Below are 17,641 nucleotides of genomic sequence, written 5' to 3'. Positions count from 1 at the left end.
CTGGGTCATGCCTGCACGGTGCCGCGCATCAGTCCGGCATCGGCCGCATACCGCATGCAGGCCGACACGTCGAGGCTGCGGAAGGCCTGCTCGTGCAGCGTGATGGTGACCTCGTCGTGCGCGCCGAAGGCGAGCTCGCGTTCGCCGTCCAGCGCCACGATGCCGCTGCGCTGTCGCACCGGGGCCGGATGGCCGTGCTCCAGCCGGCGCCAGCCCGCCACCGGCACCGGGCACAGCAGGCCGGGCGCGATCGGCGCCTGCAGCACGAAGGCGCAATCGTCGTGCGTGCCGAGCTCGATCGCCAACCCGCCCGCCTCGCGGCGGCCGATGGGCTGCAGCAGGCCGGCGATGGACGACAGGCCGATCGCCTCCGGATCGGCATAGGCGGCATAGATCGCGGCCAGCGTGTCGGGCTTCCACAAGGCGCGCGCGCCGATGAAGTGTTCATGCGAGATGACCGCGTCGACCAGCGCGATATCGCGCCGCAGGCCGCCGTCCCCGTCGCGAATGGCGATGTCGAGCCGCTTGTTCCACAGCAGCGCCCGCGCGGCGGGCACGCGCCCGCTGGCGAACAGGCCGGCGGCGAGGCCGGTCACGGTCGGCTCGCGCATCTCGGGAAAGGCGTTATTGGTGCCGGTCGACAGGCCGGCGATCGGCACCGCGCCGCATTCGCGCACCACGGCGCGATGGGTGCCGTCGCCGCCCAGCACGATGATGGCCGCCACGCCGGCCTCGGCCATGCGGCGCGCGGCCAGCAGCGTGTCGTCGACGCTGGCCGTGACCGGCATGTCGAGGTAGTCGACGGCCGGCAGCGCGGCATCGGGGCCATGCCGGCGCGACAGATGGCGCGCCAGCATCACGCGCAACCCTTCGCGGTCCGGCATCATCAGGACGCGGCCGACGCCGCAGGCCGCCAGCGCGGCCAGCAGGCGCAGCACGATATTGACGCGGTCAGCCAGTTGCAGGCTGTTGGCGTTGGCGATCACGCGGCGGATGTCGCGCGCCGACACCGGGTTGGCGATGATGCCCACCAGCGGCGCTGCGGCGCGGGTCGGCTGGCCCATGCCTGTCTCCTGTGTTTTTGGATGTCTGCACAGGTATCTGCAACGGGCGTGCCAGCCTTCGGGCGGGCGGCCGCGGCAGCGGCGGAAACGCCACCGCCGCCCGCACAGGCGCGCCGCGGCTGGGCCCGGCCCGCGCGCACGGGCGGCACCGTCCCTCGCTACGCGGCGGCTTGCTGCAATGCGGGCGTGACAGGTGTCACGGGGCGGGTGTCACATCACGTGAACAGGTGACACGTGCGGTGACGCGCGCGCCGGAACGCGCGGCGCCCCGCCGCCGGCGGAGACGCCCACCGCGTGCCGAAGGTGAACGCAGAGGGTGAGCGGAGAGAGTGTGAGCGGAGACGGATGGGCGGAGACACGCGTACCGGGACGCGCAATGGCGGGGGAGAGGAGCAATGCAGGGCAGCGAGCGCCGGCGCGGCCGGCCCTTGCCTACCCTGCCGCGTCGCGATGGTTCGGCGACTGGATGCCGAGGCGCGCCATGCGCCGGTAGAGCGTCATACGGCTGACACCGATCTGGCGCGCCACCGCGCTCAGGTTCCAGTTGGCCGCGCGCAGGTACTGCATCAGCAGCAGGCCGTCCGCTGACAGGGTCGTCTGCGCCGTCTGTGGCAAGGGCATGGAACCCTCCTGCGCGCGCGCTACCGCGGCCGCGCCAGCGTTACCGTGCAAGGCCTCCGGCAGGTCCGCCGATTCGATGCAGGCACCCGCGCAGACCGCGCGCGCATACTCCAGCGCATTGCGCAGTTCGCGCAGGTTGCCCGGCCAGCGGTGCCGGTGCAGGCACGCCCGCGCCTCGGCCGACAGCAGCACCGGCCCGGCGGCGGCGGCCGGCTCGCCTTCGGCCAGCAGCTTGTCGACCAGCCAGTCGAGGTCGGCGCGCGCGCGCAGCGGCGGCAAAGTGAAGCGGGCGCCGTTGAGGCGGTAGTAGAGGTCCTCGCGGAAGCGTCCCTGCCGCACGAGCGCCTCCAGGTCCTGGTGGGTGGCGCAGACCACGCGCAGGCGCACCGGCACCGGCCGGGCCGCACCGACCGGCATCACCTCTCCCTCGGCCAGCACGCGCAGCAGGCGCGACTGCAAGCCGAGCGGCATGTCCCCGATCTCGTCGAGGAACAGCGTACCGCCATCGGCTTCCTGGATCAGGCCGCGCTTGCCGCGCGCGCCGGCGCCGGAGAAGCTGTTGGGCAGGTGGCCGAACAGCTCGCTTTCGATCAGCGTCTCGGGAATCGCCGCGCAATTGACGGCGACGAAAGGCCCGGCACGCCGCGCACTGGCGGCGTGCAGCGCCTTGGCGAAGTACTCCTTGCCGCTGCCGGTCTCGCCGTGGACCAGCAAGTGGATGGGCGAATCCACCAGCCTGGCCGCGCGTTCCAGTTGCTGCTGCAGCGCCGCATCGCCCCCGCACAGCGCGGCCAGCGGCGCCGGCAGCGCGACGCGGCGCGGCGCCTCGGCCGCCACCGCGGGCCGCGCCGGCGGCGTCGCGCTCAGGTAGAGCAGGCCGCCGCTGCGCGCCAGCGCCAGCACGCGCTGCTCGCTGGGCGTGGAGTGCACGAAGCGCCCGAGTTCGTCCAGGCGCGCCTCGAACACCTCGTCGAAGGCCAGCCCGAGCAGCGGACGCGCCGGGCCAGCCGGCCCCCACTCCGCCTCGAGCATGCGCTGGGCCCGCCGGTTGTGGCCGACGATGCGCCCCGCCGCATCGAGCGCGATCAGGTATTCGGGATTGACATCGAGGAACTCGGGCGCGGCGTTCAGCCGAAGGATCCAGTCGCGCCGGTGCACGCGCAGGAAGTTGGCGTTCTCGATATGGGCCGCGTAGATCTTCACCAGCTGCAGCGCCAGCGCCTGGCTGGCCTTGGCCGATGGCGAGACCAGCGCGGAAATGTCGAGCACGGCGTTGAGGCTGCCGCGCGTGTCGAACAGCGGTGCGGCGGTGCAGGTCAGCGGAATATGGGTGGCGTCGAAGTGATCGGCCTGGTGGACGGTCAGCGCCTCGCCGGTCGCCAGCGCGGTGCCCACCGCGCAGGTGCCGGCACCGCGCTCGCTCCACTCGGCGCCGAGATAGAGTCCGGCGCGGCGCAGCGGCGCGTCGGCGCCGGCGTCGCCGAGGTAATCAACGGTGACGCCCTGCGCGTCGGTCAGCAGCACCACGTAGCCCATGCCGGCCACCTGGCCGTAGAGCGTCTGCAGACCGTGGCGCGCGATCCGCACGAAGTCGTCCAGGCGCTGCTGGTGCTCGCGCAGCCGCGCCTGCGGCAGGATGCGTGCCTCCTGCATGCGTGACGGATCGAGCCCGTACTGGTGCACGCAGCGGCGCCAGGAATTGTGGATGACAGCATCGTCCGCGGCCTCGGGCCGCAGCGCCAGGCCGCGTGCCGTCGCCTGGACTACCGTCTCGATGTGCTCGCGCTGGCGCAGGTCCATCGTCGTCTCCTAGTCGTCCGGTGCCCCGGCGGCCACCGCGCGCTGGCGGGCGGCCGTCGGGCGACCGGCGGGCGGGCGCATGGATGCGCTTTCTCTGCCTGTGGAATGGAACGCCTGAATTCGGACTTCTACTGTATCCGAGAGGCTCCGGCTTGAGCAAACACGGCGACCGGGCCGGCTCCGGGGGCACGGCGGGGGCCGGGTGGCCTGCCGGGGGCGCCGGTGCTGGTGGCGCCACTTGGCGCGGGCCGGAAGCGGAGCGGGTTCCTTGACGATGTTGCGCCGCGGCAGCTGATGCTGACAGCCGCCGATGGCAGGCGGGCACGCGGCGCGGACGCGCCGGCGCGTCCCAGGCTCAGCGCGCCAGTTCGCCGAGCGCCTGCGCCGCCAGTTCGAAGGAGCGGCGCCGTGCGCCGTGATCGAAGACCTGGGCCGTCAGCATCAGCTCGTCCGGACGCAGGTCCTCGATGAAGCGTTGCAGGCCGTCCCGCACGCCCGCCGCGTCGCCCACCACCGAACAGGCCAGCGAGCGGCGGATGTGGTCGGCCTCGCTCTCCGTCCACAGCGACGCGATGTCATCGACCGGCGCGCGCAGGCGGCCGGGCGTGCCGCGCACCAGTGCCAGGAACTGCTGCTGCAGCGAGCTGAACAGCCGCCTGGCCTCGGCGTCGGAGTCGGCGGCGAACACGTTCAGGCCGAGCATCACATAGGGCTGCGCCAGCTCCGCCGAAGGCCGGAAGGTGCGGCGGTACAGATCGACCGCCTGGCGCATGAACCCCGGCGCGAAGTGCGAAGCGAAGGCGAAGGGCAGGCCCAGCGCCGCCGCCAGCTGCGCGCTGAACAGGCTCGATCCCAGCAGCCACACCGGCACCTTGAGGCCCGCGCCGGGCACCGCGCGCACGCGCTGCCCCGGCCGGGGCTCGTCGAAATAGGCCAGCAGTTCCTCGACATCCTGCGGGAAGCTATCCGCCGAATCCTGGCCGAGATGGCGCCGCAGGGCGCGCGCCGTGGCCTGGTCGGTGCCCGGCGCGCGGCCCAGGCCCAGTTCGATGCGGCCGGGGTACAGCGAGGCCAGTGTGCCGAACTGCTCCGCCACCACCAGCGGCGCATGGTTGGGCAGCATCACGCCGCCCGATCCCACCAGGATGGTGGACGTGCCGCCGGCCACGTAGCCCATCAGCACGGCGGTGGCCGCGCTGGCGATGCCCGGCATGTTGTGGTGCTCGGCCAGCCAGAAGCGGCGATAGCCCAGCGCTTCGGCATGGCGTGCCAGGTCGAGCGAATTGCGCATGGCCTGGCCAGGATCGGACCCTTCGGCGACCGGCGCCAGGTCCAGCAGGGAGTAGGGGATCATCGGCGTTGCCTGGTTCCGGCGGCCGCGGCAACGGGAACGCAGCCGCGCGGCCGGAACGCTGTCCTGATTTATAGAGCGATCGCTATAGTAATCAGCGCTGGCGGCGCTGGCAACGGAAAAATATAATGACCACTATGGAAAAGCGTGTATCGCCCGGCCGCGGCCGCCCCCGCCAGTTCGACCGCGACGCGGCCCTCGGCACCGCCATGGCGCTGTTCTGGCGCCATGGCTATGACGCCACCTCGATCGCGGCCCTCACCGACGCCATGTCGATCACGGCGCCCAGCCTGTATGCCGCCTTCGGCAGCAAGGAACAGCTCTTCTACGAGGCCGTCGACCGTTATGCGCAGACACACGGCATGGAGTTGTACGCGCCGCTGGCCCGCCCCGGCGCCGCGCGCGATGCCATCCACGCGCTGCTGCGCGGCGCGGCGGCGCAGTTCAGTACGCGGGGCCACCCGTCCGGCTGCTTCCTGCTGTCCGGGGCCAGCCACTCGGTCGACTGCGCGTATATCGACGACACCCTGAAGGCGCGCCGCCGCGAGCGGCAAGCGGCGCTGCAGGCGCGCATCCAGCAGGGCATCGACGGCGGCGAACTGCCGGCGCAGGCCGACGCGGCCGCCCTGGCGCGCTTCTTCAACACCGTGCTGCAGGGCATGTCGATGCAGGCGCGCGACGGTGCCACGCGCGCGGCGCTGGAGTCCGTGGCCGAAACGGCCATGCTGGCGTGGCCGCAGAAACGGGTACGCCGCTGAACCGGCGAGGCAGTGGGCGGCACTGACCGCCGCCTTGGCCGCGCCGGCAGCGGCTCCGCATATCCATCGGCGGAATGCTTCGTTGGCGCCGGTGCCGGCCGGGCTTATGGTGGGAGTCCCGCGGCGGCCGCCGCGCCGACGGCAGGCGGTCGACCCGCCTGCCGTCGCACCGGCCGGCGCACCCATCGCCCTTCCCCGGAGCCAACGATGACCCAGACCGTGCTGGAAACCCAGGATCAAGATACCCAGGCAGCCGCCGGGTCAGCGGCAGGTGCCGTGACCGTGCGGCCGCTGTCCGCCCATATCGGCGCGCTGATCGGCGGCGTCGACCTGCGCGCGCCGCTGCACCCGGCCGAGATCGGCGCGATCCGCGCCGCGCTGCTGAAATGGAAGGTGGTGTTCTTCCGCGACCAGCACCTCAGCCATGCGCAGCACATCGCCTTCGCCCGCCAGTTCGGCGAACTGACGGTGGGGCATCCGGTGTTCGGCCACGTCGACGGGCATCCCGAGCTGTACTCGGTCAGCAAGCACCGCAAGGCCAACCGCTTCGAGGGCCGGGCGCTGCTGCGTCCCTGGAGCGGCTGGCACACCGACGTCACCGCGGCGGTGAACCCGCCCGCGGCTTCCATCCTGCGCGGCGTGGTGATCCCGCCCTACGGCGGCGACACCCAGTGGACCAATCTCGCGGCCGCCTACCAGGCGCTGTCCGCGCCGCTGCGCGCCATCGTCGACGGCCTGCGCGGCGTGCACCGCTTCACCGCGCCCGTCGGCGCCAGCGCCACCGCCGCCTTCGACCAGGCCGTCAAGGCGCACACCCTGGTCAGCGAGCATCCGCTGGTGCGCGTGCATCCCGAGACCGGCGAGCGCGTGCTCTACATCAGCCCGTCCTTCCTGCAGCACCTGAGCGGCTTCCACCCGCGCGAGAGCCAGCAACTGCTGGAACTGCTGTGGGAACATGCGGTCCGTCCGGAATTCACCGTGCGCTTCCAGTGGGAGCCCGGCAGCCTCGCCTTCTGGGACAACCGCGCCACCGCGCACCTGGCGCCCGCCGACATCTTCGACCTCGACTTCGACCGCCAGCTCTATCGCACCACGCTGGTCGGCGACGTGCCGGTCGGCGTGGACGGCAGGCCCTCGGTGGCGCTGGAAGGCGACCCGGTGCTGGCGGCACACGGTGCCGCCGCGTAGTCGGCCTGCGCGGTACGCTGCCAGCGGGGGGCAGCCCTGCGAGGTGACGCCGGTCGTTGACTCGGATCGTTGACTCCCAGCGTTGATCGCCGGCAGCCTGCCTCAGCCCCAGCGCAGGCCCAGCAGCAGCACGACCGCCAGCGCCAGCAGCAGCGACAAGCCCTGCCAGAAGCGCACCGGATTGCGCTCGATCAGCGCCGGCGCGTCGCGCAACCGCTGCTGCCGGGGAGAAGCGCGCAGGTCTTCGAGAAACTCCGACAAGGCCTCATGACGCTTGTGCGGCAGGGGATGCAGGGCCTTGCGCAGCGCCTGGTCGATCCACGGCGGCAGGTCGGGCCGCCGCTCGCGCACGCTGACATAGCGCAGGCCGCGCAGTTCGCCGGCCTGGCGCAGGCGGGTCACCTGCAGGCCGTACGGCAGCTGCCCGGCCAGCATCTGGTAGGTCACCACCGCCAGCGCAAACAGGTCCGAGGCCGTCGTGCCGGGCTGGCCCAGGAAGTACTCGGGCGCGACATACTGCAGCGCGCCGAGCGGCGCGCGCGCATGCGGGTCGACCATGCCTTCTTCCAGGCCGGCCACGTGCACCGCGGCGAAGTCGATGATGCGGGCCGTGCCGGTGCGGTCGATCATCACGTTGTCCGGGCGCAGGTCCTGGTGCAGCATCTCACGCCGGTGGAAAGCCTGCAGGCCGCGCGCGACCTGCTCGACCAGCTGGCGCACGTCCGCCAGCGCGGGGCGCGGATGGTCGCGCATCCATTGCGCCAGGGTCTGCCCGTCGATGAACTCCATGGCGGTATAGAGGTAGCGGCGCGCGCGCGTCACGGCATGCGGCCTGAGCACGTGCGCATTGTCGATGCGCCGGGCCACCCACTCCTCGAGCAGGAAGCGGTCGAGATAAGCCGGATCTTCACGCAGGTCGACCGAGGGCGTCTTCAGCGCAATGCACGCGCCATCCTCCAGGTCGCGCGCCAGGTGCACGTGGCAGCGCGCGCTGGCGTACAGCTCGCGCTCGATGCGATAGCCTTCGAATTCCATGCGCGGCTGCAGCGGCGGCGGCAGCGCCAGTTCCGCGCGCTGCCGCCACAGACCCGCGGCGTCGCTGTCGGGCAACGCCTCCACTCGCACCAGTTGCACCGTGGCATTGTCCTGGCTGCCGCGCGCCAGCGCGATGGCGACCAGCTTCGCGGCGGCGGCATCGAGGTCGCCCGGGTGCTCGGCCAGCGCCTGCCGCGCATCCGCGTGGTCGAGGTATTCATAGGCACCGTCGCTGGCCAGCAGGTAAACCTCGCCCGCCTCGGCGGGCCAGCAGCGATAGTCCGCCTCGACCGTCGGCCCCACACCGAGCGCGCGCCCCAGGTAGGACTCGCGCGAGGACAGGCGCACGCGGTGATCGTCGCTGAGCTGCTCCCAGGCCTGTGCATGCAGGCGGTAGACGCGCGCGTCGCCCACGTGCAGCAGATGGACGTCGCGGCCCTTGAAGATCAGCGCGCTGAAGGTGCAGACGTAGCCACGCTCTTTGTCGAAGCGCGCATCGCCGCGCTGGTTCTGCGCGTGCAGCCAGGAATTGGTCGCGGCGAGCACGCACTGCGCCGCGCGGCGCACGCTCCAGGCCTCGCTCGTGCCATAGTAGTCTTCGAGAAAGCCGCGCACCGCCGCGGCGCTCGCCACCTGGCTGACGGCGCTGCTGCCGATGCCGTCGGCCAGCGCCACGGCGATGCCCTTGGCGCTGCGCTGCGGCTCGGCGGGCAGCGCGGCGCCGTGGAAATCCTGGTTGACGCGCTTGCACCCGGCTTGCGAATGCTGGCCGACCGCCACGCGCAGCGCGTCCATCGCACGGCCTCAGACGGCGGCGCGCTTGGCCGGGGCAGCCGGAACGCGCTTGGGCGCGGTCTTGTAGTGCGTGCTGTACAGCGTCGCGCCGACGAAGGTCAGGCCGCCGACGACATTGCCCACCACGGTGGGAATCTCGTTCCACAGCAGATAGTCCATCAGGGTGAAATGGCCACCCAGCATCAGGCCCGAGGGAAACAGGAACATGTTGACCACCGAGTGCTCGAAGCCCATGTAGAAGAACACCAGGATGGGCATCCACATGGCGATGACCTTGCCCGACACCGAGGTCGACATCATCGCAGCGACCACGCCGGTCGACACCATCCAGTTGCACATCACGCCGCGGATGAACAGCGTCAGCATGCCGGCCGCGCCGTGGGCCGCGTAGCCCAGCGTGCGGCTCTCGCCGATGCTGCCGATCTTCTGGCCGATCAGGTTGGGCGCTTCGGAAAAGCCATAGGTGAAGATGATGGCCATGAAGACCGCCACGGTCAGCGCGCCGGCAAAGTTGCCGGCGAAGACCAGGGTCCAGTTGCGCATGACGCCGCCCCAGGTGGCGCCCGGGCGCTGGTCGAGCACGGCCAGCGGCGCCAGGGTGAAGACGCCGGTCAGCAGGTCGAAGCCCAGCAGGTAGAGCATGCAGAAGCCCACCGGGAACAGCAGCGAGCCGACCAGCGGATTGCCCGTGTTGACGGTGACGCTGACCGCGAAGGCCGCGGACAGCGCGAGGATGGCGCCGGCCATATAGGCGCGGATCAAGGTATCCCGGGTCGACATGAGCAACTTGGACTCACCGGCATCGACCATCTTGGAGACGAACTCGGCAGGGGCTAGGTAGGCCATCGGAATTTCCTCTGAGCGGTAGGACAAAGAAAAAAAAGCGTCCGCGTCCACGCACCGGCCGCAGCCGATGCGTGGACGGGACGCCGTTATCCACGTATTCCTGTCGCCCGCGCCGCACGATTCGCGATGCCTCGCCTCGCCGCGCACGGGGGCAACCTCACCAAGCCATCATTAGCCTGATGCCCTGCCCTTACGCACGTTCCGTGCCCGACCCGCAGGGCCGGCGCCGCCCGCCCCATCGCGCCGCACGGGCGCAGGCGTGCCGCCGCCGCACACATACGGTGCAGGGGCACGGTAAGCGCACACCGGCACGCTCAACTCCGGTGCGGCGGCCGGGCGCGCCCGCTTGCCGGCGCTGCCAGTTCCGGCATGGCAAGCGTCGCCTCGGCGACATCGACCAGCCTGCGGTTATGGTCCATCGACGCCTTCTGCAAGGCGCGGAAGGCATCCTCCTCGCTCATGCCCAGGCGCGACATCAGCGCGCGCTTGGCACGCTCGATGACCTTGCGCTCGTGCAAGGCGCGCCGCGCCGTATCCAGTTCCACCTCGACACGCGCCAGCCGCGAGGACTGCGCCTGCAGCAGGGTCTTGAGCGCCGCCACCGTGGGCTGGTCGGCGCCGCCCGGCACCGCCGAGGCAGGTCCATCCGCCACGCCCGGCAGCACCGGCACCGCCTCGACCTGCGCGGCTTCTTCGAAGAAACAGGCCACGGCGTGGGTATGGGGCGGCGGGTTGTCGCGCAATTGGCGCAGCAAGCCCTCGGAATCCTGCAGCTCTTGCTCCGATGCCTGGATCTGCGCCTCGCAGGCCTGGCGCAGCGCTTGCGCCAGGCCGACCTCCACCTGCCACAGGCCGGCGATGCGCTCGCTGCTCGCCTCGAACCAGTTCTCGCTGAGCTGGCCGTCGAGCGCGGCTCCCGGCTTTGCCGTGCACAGCGCGCGGCGCAGGCGTTCCAGCGCCGCCACGTGCGGCTGCAGTTGATGCCGCTGCCACCAGGCGAGCTGGCTCGGCTCGGCGAAATCCTCGAACACCTGCAGGCTGCGTTCCTGCGCGTCGATCAAATGGAGGATGCGCTGCTGCGGATCGGCGCTGCACTGTCCCGATGCGAACAGCTGGGCCCCGACCGCGCGCTCCTGCCCCGCCAGTTCCTTGCCCTGCACCACGTGCACCAGCGCGACCAGCAGGCGCGAGATACCCGGCTGCAGGGCCACGTCGGCCAGGTGGAAGATCAGCTCGACCATGCCCGCGATCACGCGGCTGAATGCCGCCACCGCGTCATGCGCCGAGATGCCGCGCTGGCCGATGCGCTGGCGCAGCCCGGCCAGCGTGTCCAGGTCGAGCAGCACCCAGGCGATCAACGACAGCATGCGCGCAGAGCTGCCCTGGGCGGGATCGAGCTGTTCCATGAAGCGCTGGCGCAGCGTCGCCTCGAGCGGCTCGGCCTGAGCCGTCGCGTCTTGCCGTTCCTGGCCGAAGCGCATGCCGCCGGAAGCCACATAGAGGCTGCTGGCGCCACGCTCGCGCTGCAACGCGTCGATCAGGCGGCCGATCAGGTCCACCAGCTCGATGCGCGCAGCCATCCGCTGCAGGCCCTCGATCTCGAGTTGCTTGGCGCGCAGGACGAATTGGAAGACGGGCAATGGCATCGGCGAAAGCGGGTGTCGCGTTGCGGGAAGCAGGTTGGCGCACCTGCCCTGCCTGCCACATCGGCAGGCAGGCGTACGCCGACTCGACTGGCATCAAGCAAGCTCCATGCCCATGGCCGGCACGCGACGCTCCGGACGACGACGGCCATCTGTGCCGAGTGCGGCACCGGCGCGCCCGGCCTCCCGCCCGCGACCGGAAGCCATGCGGGCCATGCCGCAGAGAAGCCGCGACGGCACGCATGGCATCGGTATACTGGCGGCCTCGATCCGTACAGCAACGCGGCGTCACGCCGCTGACATATGAGCACCCCGACCGCAAGAAAGAGCGCGGCAGCCGGAACCCGGGCCCGGCAGGCACAGGACACCCGTGCCAAGATCCTCAAGGCAGCCATCAAGGTCTTCGCCCAGCGCGGCTACGAAGGCGGCCGCGTGGAACGCATCTCGTCGCTGGCCAAGACCTACGACCGGATGATCTATTACTACTTCGGCAGCAAGGAGAAACTCTTCGTCGAAGTGCTCGAGACCATCTATGCCCAGCTCAACGAAGCCGAGCAGAAGCTGGAACTCGATACCGAGGACCCGGTGCGGGCACTGTCCCAGCTGATCGACTTCGTCTGGCACTACTACCTCGAGCATCCTGAATTCGTCGCCATCCTGTCCAGCGAGAACATGAGCCAGGGCAAGCATGCGAAGAAGTCGGAACGGCTGCGCGACATCTCGCGCTATGCGCTGTCGGTGCTGGACGGCATCCTCGCGCGTGGCAAGGCCGCTGGCACCTTCCGTGCAGATTCACAGGCGCGCGACATCTACCTGGTGATCGCCTCGCTCGGCTACTTCTACAACTCGAACCACCACACGCTGAGCGCCTTCCTTGGCGAGGCGATGATGAGCCAGCCGGCGCTCGCCCATTGGCGCGAGGTGATCCAGGCGACCGTGATGCGCACGGTGTGCGTGGTGGCGCCGGACAGCAGCGCGCCGGCGGCACCCGGCGGCGCGAAGGCCGCCCGCGCCCGCAGCGCGCGCAAGGCTTAGGCCTGCGGCCATCGCTACAGCGCGAACAGGGTCCGCGCCACCGCGTCGCCGTGCGGGCCGCCACCGAATACGCGCGCGCCGATGGCCAGGCCCAGCGCACGGTAACTCTCCCACTGCGCCTCGTCGAAGAACTGGTCGGCGGTCGGCTCCTGCGGGAAGGCCGGGCGGGTGGCGGCATACTCGGCGACATCGAGCGGCGCGCAGGCCGTCAGGCGCGGCTTGAGCAGCACGATGCGGCACACGGGCTGGCGCGGCTGCGCATCGGCGGCACGGAAGACCTGCAGCAGCAGCGCGCATTTGCCGGCGCCGGCCGGCCCCGGCTCCGGCTGCGCGGCTGCGCGGAAATCCTCCGGCACGCCGAACACCTGCCCCAGCACGGGATCCGCCGCGGCGCCGGCGTCGACGGCGATCTCCAGGCCGTGGTCGATGCGCGCCAGCCGCACCAGGTTGGCCAGGTCGCCGAAGCGGTAGTCCGGATCGCAGCCGCAATCGCACAGCACGATCAGGCTGACGGTGCGCTCGGGACGCAGCAGTTCGTAGACGGCGGTGTTCTCGAAGTGGCCGCCATCCGACAGGTACTGCCAGCCGCGCTGCGTGCCGTGGAAGCGCGCGGCCAGTTCGCAGCCGAGGTAGTACTGCGTGCGGAACAAGGCGATCAGGCGCCCCAGCCAGGGATGCGTGGCGCGGTCGGCCTGGCGCCGCACCGCGTGCGCGCCATGCCCGGCATCGAGCGGGTAGGAGGGCCACCACACGCCCAGGCGCAGGTTGGCCAGCCCGAGCAGCAGCGACGTCCCCAGCGTGGTGGCGCGGCCCAGCCCGGTCGAGATCGCCGCGCCGGAGATGGCCACCCAGTCGCCCACCCCCTGTGCCTGCGTCAGCTCGCTCGCCAAGGCCTTGCCGCTGGCGGGATGATAGGGCTGCCCGTCGACCGTGAAGCGCACATAGTTGTCCGTCGGCAGAAAGGCCGAGCCGTGCGGCACGCTGCCGGCGCCGGGCGCCACGCAAAGGGGCTTGCCCTTGCGATCGCGCTGCACCAATTGCTCGGCCGGGTCGACGGTGAGGTTGAGCGTCACATTGATCAGGTGCAGCGGCGCCAGCACCTTGGGGTCATAGTAGGCATTGAGGCTGATGCCATCGCCCGCCACCGGCTCCGCCACGCTCAGCGCGCTGCGCCGGAGCGGCGCCAGCATCTCGGCGGCGCCGAAGCGCTGGCCGTTCGAAGCGCCCAGGTAGGCGCGCGTGAGCCGCGCCGCATAGAAGGGCTGCAGCGTCGACAGGTTGAGGAAGCCGGCGAAGCGGCCGGCCAGCAGCGCGAGGCCGAGCGCGGCCGCCAGCAGCAGCGCCAGCACCGGCGTGGTCCAGGCGTTGCCGAACACCAGCCAGTCGAACGGCTCGCGGCCGTTCCAGCGCACCCACAGCACCAGCCACGACCACAACAGGAAGACGAGCAGGGCCAGCACCGCCGCCGCCGCGCCAGCCAGCAGCGAGACCGGCAGCCGGCCGCGCCAGCCCGCCTGCGCCGCGCCGCCGGCGCGGCTGCGTTCGTCCAGCTGCGTGCTGCCGTAGCGCACCAGCCAGACCAGGGCCGCCAGCAGTCCGCCGGGCAGCAGCGTCCCCCAGCGCTGTGTCGCCATATAGCCGTAGAGGAAGGTGGTGCGCGCCAAGGTGTCGGCCAACCCCAGCGCGGCCAGCCAGAGCGTGAGCGCGAGGCCGAAGCGCAGTGCGCGGGTGGCGCGCACGCGGTAGGCGCTGACCGTGGCCGGCTGCAGCAGCATGGCGGCGCACCAGGCCAGGCCCAGCAGGAGCCAGGCGCCGAGGAAGAGGAACAGGCACGCCAGCGACCAGCCCAGCGACATGGCCGGCGGCTGCAACCGGAACCACACTGCGGCCAGCAGGAAGCCCGCCGCGGCGAGCGCTGCCAGCACCGTGGCGGCATTGAGCAGGCGCGCGCGCTGCGGCTCGGCCTGCGACGGATAGACGAACCAGTAGGCCAGCCCGGGTGGCAGCACCAGCAGCAGCAGGCTCGCCGGCGGCAGCCACATCAGTTCGCTCCACCACAGCGGCAGGCCACCCTGGTTGAAGGCCTGGCGGGCGTCGTGCAGCAGATCCATCTGGTAATTGCCGAGCGCGAGCCAGCTGCCGCCCAGCAGTTGGCGGCCGAGCGCCAGCGCGGCCAGCAGTACCACCAGCGCGCTGCCCAGCACGCAGTGCATGGCAAACCAGTTGCGCACCACGGTGGCCGCCGCGTAGAAGGCATCGCCGGCCCCGGTCGGGGTCAGGTAGCGTCCGTTCTCGCGCAGCCAGGCCACGGCGTCGCGCGTCGGCTCCTCGCCGTGGCTGGTATGGATGCGCCCGGGCGGCTCGTTCTGCAGCGTGCGGTAGGCGTCGGCGGCCGCCTGGACCGGGTTGCTGCCGCGGCGCAGGCGGCCGGGCAAGAACAGGCTGGCGAAGAAGGCACCCAGGTAGCCGCCGCCGCTGACGGTGGAGAGGTAGTCGAACTGCGCCAGCAGGTTCGGCGGCAGCGGCGGGGCCGTGGTGGCGGTGGCGGGATTGGCCGGGGCCGTACCCGGCTCGGGTTCGGCCTGGGCCGCCACCGGCGGTGGCGGCGCCTTGGCCAGGGCCTGCAGTACACCCAGGCAGAAGGTGGCGCTGCGGATGCCGCCACCCGACAGCGCCAGCGCCCAGTTGCGCGCCGCGTCGCGCTGACGCGGGGGAATGCCGAGCAGCTTGCGCCGGCGCGCGATGCGGGCCGCCTCGTCACTGCCTGGGTGGGCGTCGTCTCGCATCCGATCCTCCGTCTCGAAGGGTTCAGCCCGGCGAAGTGTTCAGCCCAGTATAGGTAGCCGGAGCGTCGTGCAAAGCACTGCTTGCAAGGTCCCCAGGTTTACCCGGGTGCGGAGGCGGCCAGCCGGCGTGGCGAACCGGTGGCGCTCAGGACTTGCCGGACGCGGGCGACGATAGCTCGTCCCGGGCGGCCGGCGGCTCGATGCCCACCTCGCCCTGCAGGCGCTTCCATTCGTCGAAGCCGCCGGCCAGCGCCCAGGTGCTGGCATAGCCCGCCGCGATCAGCCGTTCCGCCAGGATGGCGGCCGACACCTCGTTCGGGCAGGCGCAGTAGGTCACGATCTCGGCCGTGGCGGGATGGGACGCCAGCATCTGCAGGGCGCTATCCAGGTCGACCACCTGCGCGCCCGGGATGCGCTCGATCTCCGCTGGCGCTGAGCGCACGTCCAGCACCAGCGGCAGCACGCCGTTGCGGCGGCGCCTCTCCAGTTCGTCCACGGTCATGCGCGGGATGCGCCGGGTGCGGCGCAGCAGATGCACGCGCCGCCACCAGCGCCAGGCGAGGAAGAGCGCGAAGAGCGCCAGCGCGGCCAGCACCGCGAGGTGGCCGTAGGTGCTGAAGGCATGCAGGATGGCATCGACGAAGTCGCTGAAGACCACGCCGACCAGCAGCGCGCCGCCGGCCCAGACCAGCGAGCCGAGAGCGTCGTAGAAAAGGAAAAGCGGATAGGGCGTGCCGGTCATGCCGGCCATGGCCGTGGACAGCGCGCCGGCGCCGGGCAGCAGCTTGGCGAACAGCAGCGAGCGCGGCCCCAGCTTGAGATAGACCGACTGGGTCTGGCGGATACAGCTGTCGGGCGAGATCGACACGCGGCAGACGGTACGCAGCATCGGTTGCCCGAGGCGCTGGCCAGCCAGGTACCAGGCCGTGTCGGCGATCAGGCAGGCCGCGATCACCGCCGCCAGCACGGCGCCGATGGACGGGCCGCCGTCCTGCATGCCGAGCGCGCCGGCCACGAACAGCATCGGATAGGCGGGCACCGGCAGGCCGGCCTGCTCGGCCAGCACGTTGAGGAATACCAGCATCAGCCCATGGCTTTCCAGCAAGCCCTGCAAATCACCCACGACACTCTCCCGCGCAGCACGCCCCGGCCGCGCCGGGAACGAGGCCTCAGTGTGCCAGCGGCGCGTGGCGCTTGCACGCTTGCGCCTTGCACGAGGAGATCAAATTCCCTGAATGTGTCTCCGCTGCCGCCCGCACCGCCGCGCCGGCATCAGGCGGTGATCTTGCAGCGCCGCGCGAAGTCGACCAGCTCGACCAGGGAGGTGGCCTGCAGCTTGACCATGATGCGCGCCTTGTGGCTGCTGACCGTCTTGTTGCTGATGAAGAGTGCCTCGCCGATGGACTTGTTGGTCAGGCCCTTGGCCAGCATCTGCAGGATCACCACTTCCTTGTCGGACAGGCGGCGCAGGCGCTCGTCGTCCGGCGTGGCGCCGCGCACCGCGGCGCCGGTGCGGCTCAGGTCGGGGAAGACCATGTATCCGGCCATCACGGCCTCGACGCAACGGACGATCTCCTTGATGTCCTGCGTCTTGCTGACGAAGCCTTGCGCCCCCGCCTGCATGGCCCGCGTGGCGAAAGCCGACTGGTCCTGGCCGGACACCACCAGCACGCGGATTTCCGGCTGCATGACCTTGAGGCGGGGCACCACGTCCAGCCCGTTGATCTTGGGGATGTCCAGGTCCAGCACCACCAGGTCCGGCGCATACTGGCGCACCGCCTCCACGGTCGCCTGGCCGTTGTCGGCCTCCAGGATGTTGCCGACGCCCAGTATCTGCTCCAATTGCGCCTTCATCACCATCCGCAGGGCGGGATGGTCGTCCACGATCAGGATCGTCGTCATAGAATCGTCACCTTTGAAATGCCCGAAAGGTCGAGCGGGTCGGTCGGAAATACCTGCATTGGTATGCAAGGCCCGAGTTTAAAAAGGCGCTATTGCACGATCTACGAGACCTTTCTTCTTCTCTAGTCAGATTTTTCTTCCGCTCGTTCGAATGACGAACCACGAGATGGGCCGGTCATGGCGACGGGGGAGGAAGCGCACCAAGGACCACAGCCCCGATGACACCGAAACCACCCGTGCCCGTCATCCCGGAACTGATCGCACGCTTCGCGCTGCAGCCGCACCCCGAGGGCGGCTATTACCGCGAGACCCACCGCGATCCGCGCCGCGTGCGGCGCGAGGGCGCCGTGGAGGAAGGCCTGCGCCACGCCTCGACCGCCATCTACTACCTGTTGTGCGGCACGGCCCACTCGGCCTGGCACCGCATCCGTTCCGACGAGGTCTGGCATTTCTACGCCGGCGGCCCGCTCGACGTGCATGTGCTCGACCCGGACGGTGGCGTGCACACCCTGCACCTGGGCAACGCTCTGGCACATCCCGGCACGGTGTTCCAGGCAGTGGTGCCGGCGTGCAGCTGGTTCGCCGCCGAGCGCGCCGATGCCGGCGCCGATCCGGACGGCTTCGCGCTGGCCGGATGCACGGTGGCGCCCGGCTTCGAGTTCGCCGAGTTCGAGCTGGCCGACATGCCGGCGTTGCTGGCCGCCTACCCGGACCATGCCGCCCTGCTGGCCCGGCTGGCGCCGCGTGCGCCGGCGGACCGCTGATCGGCCGCTTGCTGATCGACCGCCGATGACGCGCTGATGCCGCGGCACGGCAC

Annotated in this window: 13 protein-coding genes; 4 read left to right on the top strand and 9 right to left on the bottom strand. The window is 71.0% G+C overall.

The features are described from left to right. Window positions 1-5: 5 nt before the first annotated feature. From BKK79_RS25960 to BKK79_RS25950, 3 genes are all read right to left on the bottom strand, one after another. The gene (locus BKK79_RS25960) at window positions 6-1,064 is read right to left on the bottom strand and encodes an ATP-NAD kinase family protein (RefSeq protein ID WP_071017439.1); all 1,059 of its coding nucleotides are present in this window, start codon (window positions 1,062-1,064) and stop codon (window positions 6-8) included. Between the two features lie 432 nt (window positions 1,065-1,496). Then, window positions 1,497-3,485, bottom strand: coding sequence for a sigma-54-dependent Fis family transcriptional regulator (locus BKK79_RS25955; RefSeq protein WP_071039217.1), 1,989 nt, complete (start codon window positions 3,483-3,485; stop codon window positions 1,497-1,499). Between the two features lie 355 nt (window positions 3,486-3,840). Beyond that, window positions 3,841-4,839 carry an LLM class flavin-dependent oxidoreductase gene (locus tag BKK79_RS25950; RefSeq protein WP_071039216.1) on the bottom strand — a complete coding sequence of 333 codons (999 nt, stop codon included), beginning with the start codon at window positions 4,837-4,839 and terminating at the stop codon, window positions 3,841-3,843. A 125-nt stretch (window positions 4,840-4,964) separates the two neighbouring features. Here BKK79_RS25950 and BKK79_RS25945 point away from each other — a divergent pair, with 125 nt between their 5' ends. Next, window positions 4,965-5,594: a TetR/AcrR family transcriptional regulator gene (locus tag BKK79_RS25945; RefSeq protein ID WP_071017444.1), complete on the top strand. Its 630-nt coding sequence runs from the start codon at window positions 4,965-4,967 to the stop codon at window positions 5,592-5,594. 207 nt (window positions 5,595-5,801) lie between these two features. Next, window positions 5,802-6,782: a TauD/TfdA dioxygenase family protein gene (locus tag BKK79_RS25940; RefSeq protein ID WP_071017445.1), complete on the top strand. Its 981-nt coding sequence runs from the start codon at window positions 5,802-5,804 to the stop codon at window positions 6,780-6,782. A 102-nt stretch (window positions 6,783-6,884) separates the two neighbouring features. On the opposite strand, the gene BKK79_RS25935 is transcribed toward BKK79_RS25940, so the two are convergent. The 3 genes from BKK79_RS25935 to BKK79_RS25925 all read right to left on the bottom strand — a co-directional run bounded on the left by BKK79_RS25935 (window position 6,885) and on the right by BKK79_RS25925 (window position 11,104). Continuing rightward, a complete protein-coding gene (locus tag BKK79_RS25935; RefSeq protein WP_071039215.1) occupies window positions 6,885-8,612 on the bottom strand; it encodes a bifunctional protein-serine/threonine kinase/phosphatase in 1,728 nt (575 codons plus the stop codon). 9 nt (window positions 8,613-8,621) lie between these two features. Next, entirely contained in the window at window positions 8,622-9,458 is an 837-nt protein-coding gene (locus tag BKK79_RS25930; protein WP_071039214.1) for a formate/nitrite transporter family protein, read from the bottom strand. 314 nt (window positions 9,459-9,772) lie between these two features. Beyond that, complete coding sequence (locus BKK79_RS25925) at window positions 9,773-11,104, bottom strand: nitrate- and nitrite sensing domain-containing protein (protein WP_071017451.1); 1,332 nt, start codon at window positions 11,102-11,104, stop codon at window positions 9,773-9,775. Window positions 11,105-11,404: 300 nt separating this feature from the next. Between BKK79_RS25925 and BKK79_RS25920 the strand changes: the two genes are divergently transcribed. Continuing rightward, the gene (locus tag BKK79_RS25920; RefSeq protein ID WP_071017453.1) at window positions 11,405-12,136 is read left to right on the top strand and encodes a TetR/AcrR family transcriptional regulator; all 732 of its coding nucleotides are present in this window, start codon (window positions 11,405-11,407) and stop codon (window positions 12,134-12,136) included. Between the two features lie 14 nt (window positions 12,137-12,150). On the opposite strand, the gene BKK79_RS25915 is transcribed toward BKK79_RS25920, so the two are convergent. From BKK79_RS25915 to BKK79_RS25905, 3 genes are all read right to left on the bottom strand, one after another. After that, the gene (locus tag BKK79_RS25915; protein ID WP_071039213.1) at window positions 12,151-14,922 is read right to left on the bottom strand and encodes a hypothetical protein; all 2,772 of its coding nucleotides are present in this window, start codon (window positions 14,920-14,922) and stop codon (window positions 12,151-12,153) included. Window positions 14,923-15,067: 145 nt separating this feature from the next. Next, entirely contained in the window at window positions 15,068-16,045 is a 978-nt protein-coding gene (locus BKK79_RS25910) for a DedA family protein/thiosulfate sulfurtransferase GlpE (RefSeq protein WP_071039212.1), read from the bottom strand. Between the two features lie 149 nt (window positions 16,046-16,194). Further along, window positions 16,195-16,824, bottom strand: a complete 630-nt coding sequence (locus BKK79_RS25905) for a response regulator transcription factor (protein WP_071017458.1) — start codon at window positions 16,822-16,824, stop codon at window positions 16,195-16,197. A 218-nt stretch (window positions 16,825-17,042) separates the two neighbouring features. Here BKK79_RS25905 and BKK79_RS25900 point away from each other — a divergent pair, with 218 nt between their 5' ends. Beyond that, window positions 17,043-17,588: a cupin domain-containing protein gene (locus BKK79_RS25900; RefSeq protein WP_071039211.1), complete on the top strand. Its 546-nt coding sequence runs from the start codon at window positions 17,043-17,045 to the stop codon at window positions 17,586-17,588. Window positions 17,589-17,641: the final 53 nt, after the last annotated feature.

The sequence above is a fragment of the Cupriavidus sp. USMAA2-4 genome (assembly GCF_001854305.1).
Taxonomy (GTDB): Bacteria; Pseudomonadota; Gammaproteobacteria; order Burkholderiales; family Burkholderiaceae; genus Cupriavidus; species Cupriavidus malaysiensis.
Note: the sequence above shows the minus strand (reverse complement) of the source record. Positions and strands in the feature narration are given on the sequence as shown.